This is a genomic window from Streptomyces sp. NBC_00820, from assembly GCF_036347055.1.
GTDB lineage: Bacteria > Actinomycetota > Actinomycetes > Streptomycetales > Streptomycetaceae > Streptomyces.
Window position 1 is genome coordinate 3,254,041 of the sequence record NZ_CP108882.1, and the last position, 13,296, is coordinate 3,267,336.

Annotated in this window: 15 protein-coding genes and 1 pseudogene; 5 read left to right on the forward strand and 11 right to left on the reverse strand. The window is 67.1% G+C overall.

Annotation, left to right across the window (positions count from 1 at the left end; genetic code table 11):
* Positions 1 to 35: 35 nt before the first annotated feature.
* Both OIB37_RS14760 and OIB37_RS14765 read right to left on the reverse strand, forming a co-directional pair.
* Positions 36 to 1,067, reverse strand: a complete 1,032-nt coding sequence (locus OIB37_RS14760; RefSeq protein WP_330458052.1) for a PD-(D/E)XK motif protein — start codon at positions 1,065 to 1,067, stop codon at positions 36 to 38.
* Positions 1,067 to 2,596 carry an ATP-binding protein gene (locus OIB37_RS14765; protein WP_330458053.1) on the reverse strand — a complete coding sequence of 510 codons (1,530 nt, stop codon included), beginning with the start codon at positions 2,594 to 2,596 and terminating at the stop codon, positions 1,067 to 1,069. The genes OIB37_RS14760 and OIB37_RS14765 overlap by 1 nt, the downstream gene beginning before the upstream one ends.
* A 146-nt stretch (positions 2,597 to 2,742) precedes the next feature.
* On the opposite strand from OIB37_RS14765, the pseudogene OIB37_RS14770 reads away from it, so the two are divergent.
* Positions 2,743 to 2,996, forward strand: a pseudogene (locus tag OIB37_RS14770) (DUF3427 domain-containing protein); the annotation flags it as partial.
* 23 nt (positions 2,997 to 3,019) lie between these two features.
* Here the strand turns inward: OIB37_RS14770 and OIB37_RS14775 are convergent.
* From OIB37_RS14775 to OIB37_RS14810, 8 genes are all read right to left on the reverse strand, one after another.
* Complete coding sequence (locus OIB37_RS14775; RefSeq protein WP_330458054.1) at positions 3,020 to 3,901, reverse strand: GNAT family N-acetyltransferase; 882 nt, start codon at positions 3,899 to 3,901, stop codon at positions 3,020 to 3,022.
* An 84-nt stretch (positions 3,902 to 3,985) separates the two neighbouring features.
* Positions 3,986 to 4,150: a hypothetical protein gene (locus OIB37_RS14780; RefSeq protein ID WP_330458055.1), complete on the reverse strand. Its 165-nt coding sequence runs from the start codon at positions 4,148 to 4,150 to the stop codon at positions 3,986 to 3,988.
* Positions 4,147 to 5,346: a radical SAM protein gene (locus OIB37_RS14785; RefSeq protein WP_330458056.1), complete on the reverse strand. Its 1,200-nt coding sequence runs from the start codon at positions 5,344 to 5,346 to the stop codon at positions 4,147 to 4,149. Before OIB37_RS14785 ends, OIB37_RS14780 begins: the two co-directional genes overlap by 4 nt.
* A 271-nt stretch (positions 5,347 to 5,617) precedes the next feature.
* Entirely contained in the window at positions 5,618 to 6,046 is a 429-nt protein-coding gene (locus OIB37_RS14790; RefSeq protein ID WP_330458057.1) for a hypothetical protein, read from the reverse strand.
* A 100-nt stretch (positions 6,047 to 6,146) separates the two neighbouring features.
* Positions 6,147 to 6,995, reverse strand: coding sequence for a helix-turn-helix domain-containing protein (locus tag OIB37_RS14795; RefSeq protein ID WP_330458058.1), 849 nt, complete (start codon positions 6,993 to 6,995; stop codon positions 6,147 to 6,149).
* A 25-nt stretch (positions 6,996 to 7,020) separates the two neighbouring features.
* Positions 7,021 to 7,545 (reverse strand): DUF6879 family protein, encoded by a 525-nt coding sequence (locus OIB37_RS14800; RefSeq protein ID WP_330458059.1) that lies wholly within the window; start codon positions 7,543 to 7,545, stop codon positions 7,021 to 7,023.
* Positions 7,523 to 7,759 (reverse strand): hypothetical protein, encoded by a 237-nt coding sequence (locus OIB37_RS14805; protein WP_330458060.1) that lies wholly within the window; start codon positions 7,757 to 7,759, stop codon positions 7,523 to 7,525. Before OIB37_RS14805 ends, OIB37_RS14800 begins: the two co-directional genes overlap by 23 nt.
* 435 nt (positions 7,760 to 8,194) lie before the next feature.
* A complete protein-coding gene (locus tag OIB37_RS14810; RefSeq protein WP_330458061.1) occupies positions 8,195 to 8,821 on the reverse strand; it encodes an ATP-binding protein in 627 nt (208 codons plus the stop codon).
* 217 nt (positions 8,822 to 9,038) lie between these two features.
* On the opposite strand from OIB37_RS14810, the gene OIB37_RS14815 reads away from it, so the two are divergent.
* The 4 genes from OIB37_RS14815 to OIB37_RS14830 all read left to right on the forward strand — a co-directional run bounded on the left by OIB37_RS14815 (position 9,039) and on the right by OIB37_RS14830 (position 11,206).
* Positions 9,039 to 9,884 (forward strand): helix-turn-helix domain-containing protein, encoded by an 846-nt coding sequence (locus tag OIB37_RS14815; protein WP_330458062.1) that lies wholly within the window; start codon positions 9,039 to 9,041, stop codon positions 9,882 to 9,884.
* Positions 9,885 to 9,905: 21 nt separating this feature from the next.
* Complete coding sequence (locus tag OIB37_RS14820) at positions 9,906 to 10,103, forward strand: DUF397 domain-containing protein (protein ID WP_443058270.1); 198 nt, start codon at positions 9,906 to 9,908, stop codon at positions 10,101 to 10,103.
* A 132-nt stretch (positions 10,104 to 10,235) separates the two neighbouring features.
* On the forward strand, positions 10,236 to 10,778 hold the full coding sequence (locus OIB37_RS14825) for an MOSC domain-containing protein (protein ID WP_330458064.1): 543 nt from the start codon (positions 10,236 to 10,238) through the stop codon (positions 10,776 to 10,778).
* Between the two features lie 125 nt (positions 10,779 to 10,903).
* Positions 10,904 to 11,206 (forward strand): hypothetical protein, encoded by a 303-nt coding sequence (locus OIB37_RS14830; RefSeq protein ID WP_330458065.1) that lies wholly within the window; start codon positions 10,904 to 10,906, stop codon positions 11,204 to 11,206.
* 64 nt (positions 11,207 to 11,270) lie between these two features.
* Here OIB37_RS14830 and OIB37_RS14835 read toward each other — a convergent pair whose 3' ends face one another.
* On the reverse strand, positions 11,271 to 12,722 hold the full coding sequence (locus OIB37_RS14835; protein ID WP_330458066.1) for an MFS transporter: 1,452 nt from the start codon (positions 12,720 to 12,722) through the stop codon (positions 11,271 to 11,273).
* Positions 12,723 to 13,296: the final 574 nt, after the last annotated feature.

The following is a 13,296-nucleotide window of genomic DNA, read 5'->3' on the forward strand; positions in this document are numbered from 1 at the left end:
GGGGAATCGTCGATGAGTGGAAAGGCGAAATCCGGTCAGGGCAGCGGCAGGTCGGACAGGTCGACAGAAGCTGGTGGTTCGGTGACGGACGGAAGGTCGGTGACGTCAACGACGTAGGTGACCCTGTCTATCCTCCCGGCCGCGCCGGCGGGCAGATCGTCGGCGGTGAGACGTGGCACGTCGGTCGCTCGGAGCACCAGGGGGCTGTCACGTGGCGTCCAACGCTCGTCGTCCGGCTGGTCGGGGTCCCAACCCGCGGCGGTGAGGAGCCCGTCCAGACGCCTGCGCAGGGAAATACCCTCGGCGGCAGCCGCGTCGCGGGCAGCCGACACCGAGTCCGTCAGCGTTCGGCCCCCGGCGCCGCCACGGGTCAACCGGAACGAAGCGAGCCAAAGCGACCGCCCAGGCGTTTCCGTCAACTGTCCGAGACCGTGGATAGTGTGCCTGCGCCGCTCCGACGCGGTGGTCTTGACCTCCAGGTCGGCCGATTCGAAGGCGAAATCGTGCTCTTCGCCGTTCGGCCCCACCCAGGCATCGAGTGCGGACTGCCACCCGATGGCATCGGCCACTCTCACCAGTACGGCGAGTTCGCCGTGGAGGCCCAGGCGCTTGTCGGGCGACAGACCACGAGGTCGGCCGAGGAGCGCGCTCCAGCCGTGCACCGTGTCGTCGAAGGCACGCTTGAAGTCCTTGCCGTCGACGACGATGCGATCAGCCACGGCCAGCAGGAGGTCGTGGAAGTCCCGGAGCAATTCCGGGTCCCGAGTCGTGATACGAGCCATGCGTCGGCCCCCGTGGAGTATCCGGTCGACACGGACGGCTGCCGGCGGCGAGTGCGGCACACGGTGCTTGCCCGCCAGTTCGACATGCAGGGCTATGCCCTGGCCACCGTCCGATATCTCGTAGGACACCAGGGGTTGGTCGCGCGTCGAAAGCCGGTAACTCGCACCGAGTCCGCGTCCGAGGTAGTGCTCCACCGTGGTCCACGGCAATTCGATCGCCTGCGGTTCCGGCGAGGTGAGGTTCTCGTCCGAGGATCCCGTCGCCCCGTCCAGCGGTACGCCCATCAGTCGGCCATCCGATCGAGCTCGGAGCGTGCGGCGGCGACCAGGACGGACTGCCACAGCTCGATGTTGTCCTTGAGACGGCTTCCCATGCGTTCGCGCTGGAACGCATCCTGCATCAGCAGATACATCAGGGACTTCACCATCGGGGCGTCGTTCGGCCCGTCGTTACGGCCGCCGAGCAGGGCGGCACGATAGTGCTGATTGAGCAGGAGCACATGAGCTTCCTGGTCGACTTCGAAGAACCGGTCGTTGGGCAGTTTCTGCCACCGGAACTGCAACGGCTCCTCGTGGTCCAGCAACGGCAGTTCCTCCTCTACCACCTGGCGGACCTGCGGGTCCATGCCTCGCCCCGGAGGAACGACAGCCCTTCGCGTGACACCGGCGCGCTTCCTCGCCTCTCGATACACGCGCTCGGCGTCCGAGAGGTAACCGGCGAACGTGCGTCCCAGGTCGTCCTCGGCACCGTCGAGGACGGAGACGAACTCCGGGGAGGCCTGGACTCCCTCCTTCTTCACGGTGAGCCGGAATACGTTGCCTTCGGGATCATCCGGCAGATCGACGGCCACACGCGCCAGGGCAAGGTGCTGCTCCGGCTGACGGAAGTTGTTCCAGCCGCCTGCCTGCACCAGTCGATCATTGCGGTAGAAGTAGAACCCCTCCTTCTCGACGACCGCTCCGAAGGCTTTGTACTCGTCGAGCGACGAACGCGGAGGCCAGATGTGGGCGCGGAGGGACACCGGCCCCAACGCGGGGACGTCCGCGGTGAACGTGCTCGGATAGGTGGAGTCTCCCGGAACCGGGTATCCGAAGGGATCGAGCGCCTCCACACCGTAATTCGCGTACTCGACGCCGGTCCGGACGTCCTGGACCGAGATGGTGATGTGGAAGTCGTCTCGCGCTAGGAAACGGTGCAGGCACAGCCCCAGGTGAAGGCCCAACTTGTTGACGGTGCGGTGCAGATAGCGGTCGGTCTGGCCGCCGCCACCGTGCTTGGGGAAGTCCTTGACGCCGTCCCAGCGGACGACGGTGCCCTGAAACCCGATCGGACGCCCCTGATAGAAGTCGACGAAATCCTGGGCGAAATCGGGGTCGATGATGTCGCACTGGAAGCCCTGCTTGGCGTGTTCCATAAGCCAGCGCCGCCCGACGGGACGGGTCCGCTTGGTGCGGCTCACCACGGTCACGGAGTCGGCGTGACTGAGCGACGCGGACTTCAGACCGGTACCGAACATGCCCAGGGATCTCTTGTCGTAGCCGCGGCGGCCACCCACGGTCATCGCGATGTCGAGCTCCTCCTCGTCCATGCCTTTGCCGTCGTCGACGATCACCAGGCTGACGAGACGGTCGCCGTCCCGCAGGAAATGAATGACGACGTTCTCGGCGCCGGCATCGATGGAGTTGTCCACCAAGTCGGCTATGGCCGCGTCGAACCCGTACCCCTGGCTGCTGAGCGCTTCCATGTAGCGCCCGTCAGGAGGCAGGCGCTTGCTGCCGGCCGTGGGGACCTCGAACTGCCACTCGCTGACCATGAACTGCCTTTTCGGTTGAACGCCCACTCACAGGGAACTTCCGGACGTCGTCATCATGCGTCGAGGCAACGACCGTAGTCGACCGTGTGAACCAAGACGCCTCGGTTGGGTAACGTCCTACGTGGGCTTAGCTCGCCGTCGTCCTGGAGTCTCAGAACCAGACTTCGGAGACCTCTCCCACTGGGCTGCGCTATCAGCATCACGTTGCGGAAGGCAGCCATATGCTGCTCTGGTTCGCCGGTACAAGAGCACGGACACCGGCGGCGCGCAGCCTTGGATGCTGCTCGGGCCGGCCGAGTACGTGGATCACACCGGAAGCAAGCCGATGGCGATCAAATGGGAGCTGAAGCACGAGATCCCGGCGGACATCTGGACGTACTCGGCGGTCGTAGCTGGGTGACGCGTCACGGCGACTCGCCCACGTCATCTGCCTAGCTGGACAGCCTGGGAGTAGACGAAGCCGAGCGACGTGAGCCCTTCGGACCGGCACAGGCGGTCTGAAGGGCCGCCCACCTCAGTCTGAAGGAGCTGGTACGTCGCCCCGCTGGACTGCCCCCAGTGCATCGCGGCTCGCCAGAGCAGGCGCCCAAGGCCCAAGCCGCGGTGAGTGGGCAGAACACCGAAGTATTGCGGCATGAGCTGCGCCGCCCCGATGGCGTCGGGTCGGATCTCCATGGGGCCGATGGCGCCAGCCACCCTGTCACCCACCACTGCGGTCAGGACAGGCCCGACCTTCCCCGCCCGCATCTGCTCGTAGAGGAACGCGAAGCCGTCAGCGGCCATCTCGCGGGCAAAGTCGGCGAAAGTGTCCCGCACTCCTCGCGGCCACTCGCCGAAGGGGTGCACCGGCCCCTCAAGCGCCGGGCAGGGGGCCGCCCGGAAGTCCTTGAGCTGCACGCGGGCGCCTCGCCCGGCGGGCACCTCCGGGCCGAGGAAGCGGACGACGCGCCCCTTCCTCGCGTCCTGGACGGCGCAGAGCTTCTGCGCCAACTCGGAGGCTGCAAGGGCGGTTTCGTCAGTCACGCCGTAGGCGTGGACCTTGACCGTTCCGCCACCCCGTCGGGACAGGGTGGGGATCAGCGTCATGCGGGGCCGATGAACAATGTCCTCGACGAGGACCGCCTCGTCTTTGCTATCGGACCAGCGGATGTCCTTGTCATACCGGAGGAAGAGCCGGTCGGTCGAGGCGGCGGTGAGAGTGTCGGCGAATACGTCCTCCGTGAGCACGGAGGGGTGTACGGGTCCGATAGTTGGCACGAACGGCACCGGCACCACTGGACGAAGCCAGTCCCAGCGGAATCGCATGTCCGCACCCTACCCGCGACGGGCACACGGAACGGGCCCCGGCGCGAAGTGCACCAGGGCCCGACCGAAACTGATCAGTGCAGGTCAGTGGGGGTTGTCGTCGCTCCCGTTGCACGAGCAGGCGACGCCTTCGAGCAGGTCATCGACATCGTCGACCGGCACGACGGTCGCGGTCTCGACGATCGCGGCCGGAAGCTCAGGACGGATGGCCGGCGGCTTGCGGCCGATGGTCACAGGTACGGGGCTCATACGCTCGCCTTCTTCTTCGATTCGGCGTGCTGGCAGTAGTTACCGAGTGGTGCCTTCGCCTCCTGGAACTGCTTCGCGAGCGGGCGGCACACCCGGCAGGTGCCGGACAGCGCACACCCCTCACAGCCCCCGGTGCGAAGCATGAGCTTGTCCGAGATGCCGGGCAAGCGGCGCAGGCCCTCGACGCCCTCGGACATGAGGTCGATCTGATCGTCGCGACCGACCTTGCAGATGCTGACCCGGCCGTGCGGGTCAGCATGGAAGAACGTGACCCCGGCATTGCAGCCGGCGAACGGCCTGCGCTCGCGCAGGTGCTCGGTGGACTGGGCAAGAAGGCTCTCGGGGCCGCCATAGATGGTGGGCGTCATGTTCGTGTAGGCGTGGTGCGGGATGCCCCACTCCTCGGCCAGCGCCGCCATGCGGTCGGCCTCGTGAGCCGTCTCGTTCGTGACGATCAGGTTCAGGCGGAGGGGGAGCCCGGCGGCGCGGCCCGCGTCGATACCGCGCTTGAACGACTTCCACGCTCCCCGGCGCCGCGTGAACTGGTCGAAGGTCTCCTCGGTGGCGCCGTACATGCTGACGACGAGCCGGTACGGCGGGCAGTCGCGGAACAGGGCCAAGATGTCGCGATGCCACAGCCGGGACGCGTTCGTGGAGACGGTGAGCATCATGCCTTGGCTGTAGGCGTACCGGTAGGCGCCGGGGAAGTCGCGGTCGATGGTCGGCTCGCCGCCCGTGATCTGGAGCCACAGGACGCCCGCGTCCCGCATGATGTCGAGGAGCTGAACCTTCTGCTCCCACGACAGGCCGTCGAACTCCTTCGCCGCGAGGTAGCAGTGCGGGCAGTCGAAGTTGCAGCCGAGGTTGATCTCCCAACTAGCCCTGCTGAAGCCGTAGTCCGACGCCGCGCGGATGATGGCGGCCCCGGCGAGCGGGCCAGTCGGCATCTCCAGGCCCCAACGCTCACGGACGGCGGCCCGCAGCCAGGCCGGCGCCGGCTCCTGTGTCTCGGCGGCCGTGGCGAGCGCGGCATAGTGGTCGGTCGGGATGCGAAGCGCAACCTGGCTACCCGGCCGAACGACGACATAGCCGTCGAGGAAGGGGCTAACCACGAGGCTGCGCCAGTGTTGCGCACGCTCGACGGAGGCCGCCAGACGCGCGGCAGTATCGGCTTCTTCGGGCTGTAAGTAGCCCATTGCTGCTCTCCCTTGAGATGCTTCGAGTTGTTGGCCCCGTCCCCGCCGCAACCTGCCGAGTGGCTGGGGGAACCTGACGCGCGAAGGGCAAGGACGGGGGGCTAGTGGCCATGACAGCGGACGTCAGCAGAGCCCCACGAACCGGCCGTATGCGACGCCCACCGCCGAGGCGGCGCGGATCACGGGGCCGGCAAGGCCCACTGACGCCACCCGAGAAGGCAGCAGTGCTGGGGCGTCGGATCGTCGAGGATGCAGGCCGCCAGCGTGGCCATCAGGGAGGGAAACACCAAGACGTAAACAAGCTGCTGTGTTCTGGGGCGTATGGGGCATCGAGCCCGCTCCTTCGGGCGTAGAGCCACAGGAACCGGCGGGTGAGGCTGGCCACGTCGCGCATGTAGATGAACGCACCGAAGGTGGGCGTGCTCGCGGTGGGGCGGTTCTGCATGTCGAGGAGCTTGTATGCCTCCCTGAACTCGGCCCGGACGCAGTCGTCTTCGTCGGCCCCAAGTTCTCCTGCGAGCAGGCCATTCAGATGGTCGACCAGACGCGGAAGCAAGTCGTCGATCTGCTGGCGTGTGGTGGTCGACATCTGGTGACAGAGCGCCGCGTCTGTGGTCGCGGAGATCGTTTCTACGTCCAGAGGCACGTCGTCCAGGGGGTGCACAGTGCCCGTTCCCGCTCTCGCCAGTTGCGTCATCATGGACCCCTCTTGGCCGTGCCGGTAGCGGTCGGTGATACGCCAACAACGCTACGAAGGCGGGTCGTTCAGAGGCCACGATGTTGCACGCTTTTGCAGAATCTCACTCTGCGTGAGGAGCTGCGGAGAGGATCAGTTGCCGTGCGTTGGCGCCGTATACGGCCATGCTCGCGAGGCGCTCGAAGGCACGGAGGTAAGTCTTGATCTCGCTCGGGCGGGAGATAGCGATGTCCGCAGAGAGGGTCTCGACCTGCACCTCTTCGACGCCAAAGATCAGGAACCCTTCGAGCGTCCACATCCGGCGAGGGGTTCCGCGAGGGATGATCCCGATCGAGACGTTGGGCAGGGACATCGCGGCCAGGATCGCGCCGAGCTGTCCGGCCATGGTCTCGGCCCCGCCGAAGGGGAAGTGCAACACGTCCTCTTCGAGGATGAAGGCGAACCGCCGGCTTCCGTCGTACAGCACTTGGGAGCGCTGAACTCGGGCCGTCGCCGCCTCGGTGGCGTCGTTGTGCACCTCTTCGAAGTCCGCAATGGCCGACATCAGGGCCTCGGCGTACGGCTGCGTCTGGAGCAGGCCGGGGACGACGTTCGACACGTACACACGCGTGTGCCGGGTGCGCTGATAGAGCGGTACGTCGTCTGCCTGCCGGCGCTTGAGGCCGTCCTGGTGAACGCGCTTCCATTCCCGGTACATCGAATCCGCGGTGCGCGACGCGGCGATCAGGTCGACGGCCTGGTCGCTCGCGTTGCACGCTTGAGTCCAGGCTCGGAGATCCGCATCGGACGGGCGGGTGCGGTTGGCTTCGATCCGGGACACCTTGGATGGGCTCCAGCCACAGCGCCGCGCAAGGGCCGAACCCGTCAAGTTGGCGTCTCGGCGCAGCTCCCCGAGTCGGTCAGCTATGGCTTTGCGGGCATCCTGCTCGCTGGACAGCTGGGGCCTGGGCATGGATCTGCGTTCGCGAGGCGCTCAGTCAGACCTTGAACTCGTGGTGTTCGAGTGCTCGCTTCCACACGTCACCGAAGGCCGAAGCACACAGGGCCGCGATGGCGGGGTCTTCGCTCATCTCGGGTTCGGCCGCCTCGCCCTCGCCCGTGAAGTGGTTGAAACGCACGGTCCGACCGTCGATGAGCCAGAAGTCGTTCGCCGGCACCGCGATACCGAGGGCCTGGCGTCGAGGGAGCCAGCGCACGTCCTCACCGGCTTCGAGATTCAAGGGGGTGAGGGCGTGCTCGTACCGGATGTACTCGGTAACAGGTTCGGACACGATGCGTGCGCGGCGCACCACCACACCTCGGGCCACAGTGCGCTCGACGAGAGCGAGCCAGTCGGCGAGGGTGCGGCGGCCGTCCTCCAGGACCCATGCCCCAGACCGCCAGAGGGCCACATCCTCTGCCTCTTCAGTTACGGCGTAGGTGTCGCGCATCTCCAGGTGGAGAGCTGACACGCTGGCGGAGTCAAGTAGTTCCTCGAAGCTAGGAACCTTCAGCGGCGTCATCGAGTGCCTTCCTGATGATCTCGGCCATGCGGTACGGGAGCCGGACGATACCTTCCGTCTCGGGCAGGGGGCTGTCCTGAGCGCAGCGTTCTGCCGTCACTTCGTCCGGCTTCCAGCCCTGGAAGACGATCTCCTGCTTCTCGTCATCGACCCACACAGCCGGGCAGTTCCCGCCGCCCGTGTTGGGGTCGATACCGACGAACCGTAGAACCATGAGCGCTTCTCCTTCGAGTCGCTTGCACGGTTTTGCATGGAATCACCCGGGGAGAGCTTCCCACTACCGACAGCGCCCCTCAAGCGATCCACGGAAGAGGGGCACTAGCGGACACGTCAGGCAGCCAAGGTCAGGATGACCGGGAGGGGCCACTTACCTGGTCCCATTGGCTGCCAGCCTCGACCGCCGCAATGCCCGTGGCGAGCTGCGCGGAGAACCCGATCACGCGCTCGCGCAAAGCCGGCGAGGTTCGCACCCTCGCCGGCCTTGCGGTCCTCCTCGCCCCCGCGCAGTCTTCCACTCGAACAGCTGCCGGTGCAGGACTCCGCGATTGGCGGTCGGCCCGCAGCGGCTGTGGCGGTCACCGGGCGCGGGAACCATGTCCCTGCTGCGCCGGTGATCTCCAACCTGCTCCCGAGCATGACCTTTCCACTTCTACGCCGCATCCGCCTCGGCCTCATAGCGCATCTGGGCACGGTCAAGGATGTCGTCCGGGTCATGACCACGCGCGGTGGTCCAGTGAAGAAGGTCGGCGATCAGCTCGACCGCGGATTCTTCGAGAGCTGCCCCGCTGCTGGCGCCCGAGCGGCCGGCCACGTTGCCCTGATAACTCTCAAGCGCCTCCGCGGCGCGCTCAAGACGCCGGCACGCTCGTCCCGTTCCGAGCTCGAGCTCGCACCACACCGCTTTGCCGACCGCTGTCAGGGCCGTCCCCCAATCTGCCGCCAGCGCGGTAAGCAAGTGCAGGCCGCGCCCGCACTCTTCAGCGCACGTCACTGACTTGACTTCGGGGAGTCTCCGACTCTTGTCGTGTACCTCAAGCCGGAGCCGCTCGCCCCTCCACTCAAGGACCAGGGTCGCGGAAACGCCTTCGCCGACGTGCTTGACGACATTCGTCGCGAGCTCCGTGACCAGCAACGCGGCCTCATCAACATCAACAGGAAGGCCCCACCGGTTCAACTGCTTGGCTGCTGCCCTCCGCAGCAAACGGACTTCCGACGGCGCCGCCTCGAACGGCAGCACGCAGCGGAGTTGGGGTGAGGTGAGCTCGCAGCCGGACATGTACGTTCCTCCCTCGCAAGCCACGCACGCCTGCACCTGCCGTACTCGCACGGCTGCGCTGCGTAGCGATCTGCCAGAGAGCATGGCACAGAGAAATCTCTCCATGTAACTTCTCACGAGAATCCATCGGGTGAACCTGATGGTGGGCTCACGCCTCAACTGCATAGCCTGATGGGGATCTTCCGGGCTCCCGCCCGGCACACGGCGAAGGAGCCGCATGCCCGAACGGACCACCACACGTCGTCGCCAACTGGGCGCCATGATGCGCAAGTTGCGGGCCCGGCGAGGACTGACACTGGAGGAGGCGGGGCAGCTTGTCGGCGTCTCGAAGGCCACGGTCAGCCGGTACGAAACCCAGGCCGGACCGGTCAAGTGGATCGTCGTTGACGCACTGTGCCGCGAGTACGGAGCAACTGATGCTGAAAGAACCGCTGTTGTCGGACTCGCAAAGGACGCACGCCAACAGGGATGGTGGAGCACCTTCACTGACTCGATCCCAGAGAGCATGAACCTTCTGCTCACTCTCGAGAGCGAGGCGGCAGGCGAAAGTCACTTCTCCTGCGTCTATGTACCGGGACTCCTGCAGACCCGCGACTACAGCACCGCTCTCCAGAAGGCCAACGAAGTACCCCTTGAGGCAGCGGAGATCGAGCGGCTGGTCAACATCCGCATGAAGCGGCAGGAGATCCTGACCCGCCCAAAGCCGCTTCGGCTGTGGGCGATTCTCGACGAGTCCGTCATCCGTCGGCTCGTCGGGTCCCCTCAGATCATGAAGGAGCAGCTCGGTCGGCTGCTTGAGGCGAACGAGTCACCGCACATCACGTTGCAGGTGCTGCCCTTCACCAAAGGCGCTCACGCGGCAGCCCTGGGCAGCTTTGTCATCATCAGCGGCCCGGAACCCACCCTTGATGTGGTGTACGTCGACTTCCATACGGGGTCGCTCTTCCTTGAGAAGGAAGAGGAGCTCGCGCGATACAGACTTGCGTTCGAGTACCTGCGAGCACAAGCGTTGGACATGGAGGCTTCCTCCGACCTGATCCACCATGCCCGCAAGGAGCTGTGAATGACTGTCGGCCCTCAGCCCATGACCGGGCCCATCTGGTTCAAGTCGTCGTACAGCGGAGGCAACGCCACTGAGTGCGTGGAGGCAGCCTTGGTCCCGCACGGTGTCCTCATACGGGACTCGAAGCGGCCTGACGGTCTCCGCCTGACCGTTTCAGCCCCGGCGTGGACCAATTTTGTAGCCAATACCCTGTCGCGGCTTGGCAGGGCATCGACGTAGCCGAGCCCGTGGCATTCGGCAGTGCATGGACAGGGCATTGGTCATGCACACCTCGGGACACAAGGACCGGCTGATCAACGGAGTTAGGCGCTGCCCGGATCCTGATCGAATGAGCGAAACAGGGAGTCAGTAATGATCGCAACCGTCACTGCCGTCAGCAGCAACGACGAGTACTCCTTCACCAAGCCCAACCGCGACAGCATCACCCTCCTCTCCGGGCTCGGAGTCAAGGGGGACGTGCATGCCGGGGTGACCGTGAAGCACAGGTCTCGGGTGGCACAGGACCCCACTCAGCCCAACCTCCGGCAGGTGCACCTCATCCATGAGGAGCTGTTCGACGAGGTCGGCGGGAACGGGTTCCAAGTGGCGGCCGGGGAGCTCGGGGAGAACATCACCACTCGGGGGATCGACCTGCTGGGGCTGCCCACCGGGGCGTTGCTGCGGATCGGGGGTGAGGCCGTCGTCGAGGTGACCGGACTGCGCAATCCCTGTGCTCAGATCGACAACTTCCAGCGTGGGCTGTTGAAGCAGGTGGTGGGGCGCGGCGAGGACGGGCGGGTTGCGTACCGGGCCGGTGTCATGGGCGTGGTGAAGGCGGGAGGCGTGGTGCGGCCCGGGGACGGGATAGCGGTGGAGCTTCCCGCGGGGCCGCAGCGGCCGCTTGAGCGGGTCTGACCGAGCCGAACCGGAAACTTGACACCCTTCGACTCAAGTACGGCCCGCCCTCCAGTCCGCGCGTTAGCCTCAGCACAGCCCAAAAGGGCGGAGAAGGACAGATAAAGACATCCGAGGAGGCCCCCATGGCCAAGGTTCCCAGTGCGGTGGTCGCTGCCACCGGGCTCGTCGGCGGTTATGGCGTCGCTCGCTGGACCAAGAAGCGGCAGCTTGGCGGGGCCGTGCTGGCCGTCGCGGGGGCCGCTGCCGCGCAGCAGTGGCGCAGGCAGGCGGGCGGGAAGGCCGCCGGTGCGCTGACCGCCGCGTATGTCGCCGCGTTCGCCGGGTCCCACCCGCTGGCCAAGAAGGTCGGCGCCTGGCCGGCCGTCTTCGGTGTCGCGGGCGCCGTGGCCCTCGCCTCCTGGGTCGTCGCCGACCGCCGCGGCTGAAGCCGACGAGGCCGGGCGGCACACCTCCCCCGGCCACGGGGGAGGCATGCGGGGGCGGCGCCGTTCAGGTCGCCGCCCTCTCCCGTCCCGAACTCGCCGTCAGCGGAGGCGCGATGTCCTCCAGGGAGCGGCGTTCGGCGTGTACCGCCAGCAGCGCCGCCACCAGGCCCGCCGCGCACATCAGGGCCGCGCCGATCTGGAAGGCGAGGACCGTGTCGCCGACCTTGCCGGTGCTGGTGAGGTCGGCGAAGAGGAGGGGGCCGCTGATGCCGCCCGCTGCGGTGCCGAGGGCGTAGAAGAAGGCGATGGACATCGCCCGGGTCTCCATCGGGAAGATCTCCGAGACGGTGAGGTAGGCACTGGAAGCGCCCGCCGAGGCGAAGAACAGCACCACGCACCAGCAGGCTGTCAGCGTGGCCGCGTTCAGCGATCCCCGGCCGAACAGCCATGCGGTGCCGAAGAGGAGCAGCCCGGACAGCAGGTACGTCGAGGAGATCATGACCTTCCGGCCGACCGTGTCGAAGAGCTTGCCGAGCAGCAGTGGGCCGAAGAAGTTGCCGGCCGCGATGACGGCGAAGTAGTAGCCCGTGCGGTCGGCCGGTACGTCGAAGAACTTGGTCAGGATCGCGCCGAAGCCGAAGGTGATCGCGTTGTAGAGGAAGGCCTGGCCGACGAAGAGGGAGAAGCCCAGGACCGCGCGCTTGCGGTACTGACCGAAGACGGTACGCGCGATCTCCCTGAAGCTGATGCTCTTGCGCTGGTGGATCTCCAGCACGCCCGCCGGCTCGGCGAGCGGCTCCCCCTTCTCCTCCTCGATCCGGCGCTCGATCCCGTCGACGACCTCCCCCGCCTCCTCGTCCCTGCCGTGGATCAGCAGCCAGCGCGGACTTTCCGGCACATGACGTCGTACGAGCAGGATGACCAGGGCGAGTACGGCGCCGAGGGCGAAGGTCAGGCGCCAGCCGATGTTCGCGGGCAGCAGGGCGGTGTTCAGCGCCACGATCGACAGCAGCGAGCCGCCGACGGCGCCCAGCCAGAAGCTGCCGTTGATGATCAGGTCCACCCGGCCCCGGTAGGCGGACGGGATCAGCTCGTCGATCGCGGAGTTGATCGCCGCGTACTCCCCGCCGATGCCGAACCCGGTCAGGAACCGGAACAGGAAGAACCACCAGACCTCGGTGGACAGCGCGGTGAGAGCCGTCGCCGCGAGATAGACCACCAGGGTGATCATGAACAGTTTCTTCCGCCCGAAGCGGTCGGTCAGCCGGCCCCAGAACAGCGCACCGGAGCAGGCGCCCGCCACATACAGCGCGGCCGCGGTGCCGGTCACCTGCTGGGAGGAGATCGGCAGGCCGCTGCCCGGCTCGGACAGGCGGGAGGCGATGTTGCCGACGACCGTGACCTCCAGGCCGTCGAGGATCCACACGGTCCCCAGACCGATCACGATCGTCCAGTGCCACCGGGACCAGGGCAGGCGGTCGAGCCGGGCGGGGATGTCGGTGGTGATGGTGGCCATGGTGGTCCTGGTCCGGCCGGCCCCGCTCCGGGAGCTCCCGCCTCCCGGTGGCCCGCTTCCGGGGGTCCCGCCTCCGGGTGGCCCGCCTCCAGGGGTTCCTGCCCCCGTCGCCCCGCTCCCGGAGGCACCGCCTCGCGCGGTCCCACCCCCAACGGTCCCGCCGGTCTCCGGCCTCGGCTTCTCGGCTGCGCTCATTCGGGCTCCCTCCGCTCCGAAGGACGGATATCGGGTGCCCTCGTCCCGCCGGAACAGACCACGCGGCACGCCCTGACAGACCACTCGTAAGGGGTCCGATAACTGCTCGGAAGGGTGCGGAGAGCCGCGAGCACCGGGAGAGTCGCTGGTCGGACGCGGCAGCCGGTCGATGCCGGAATCCGGTAGCCGGAATCCGGAAGCTGGCAGCCGGGATCCGGTCAGGCCGCGGACGGCTGCGCGGACAGCTGCGCCGACGGATGCGCGGACGGATGCGCGGACGGATGCCAAGCCGGCCCGCTGCCGCCTCGAACCCCGCCCCCGGCCGGCCCCTCAAGCAGCCCCCGCGGGCGCGTCGGACGACCCCGGCCCCACAGCCCCC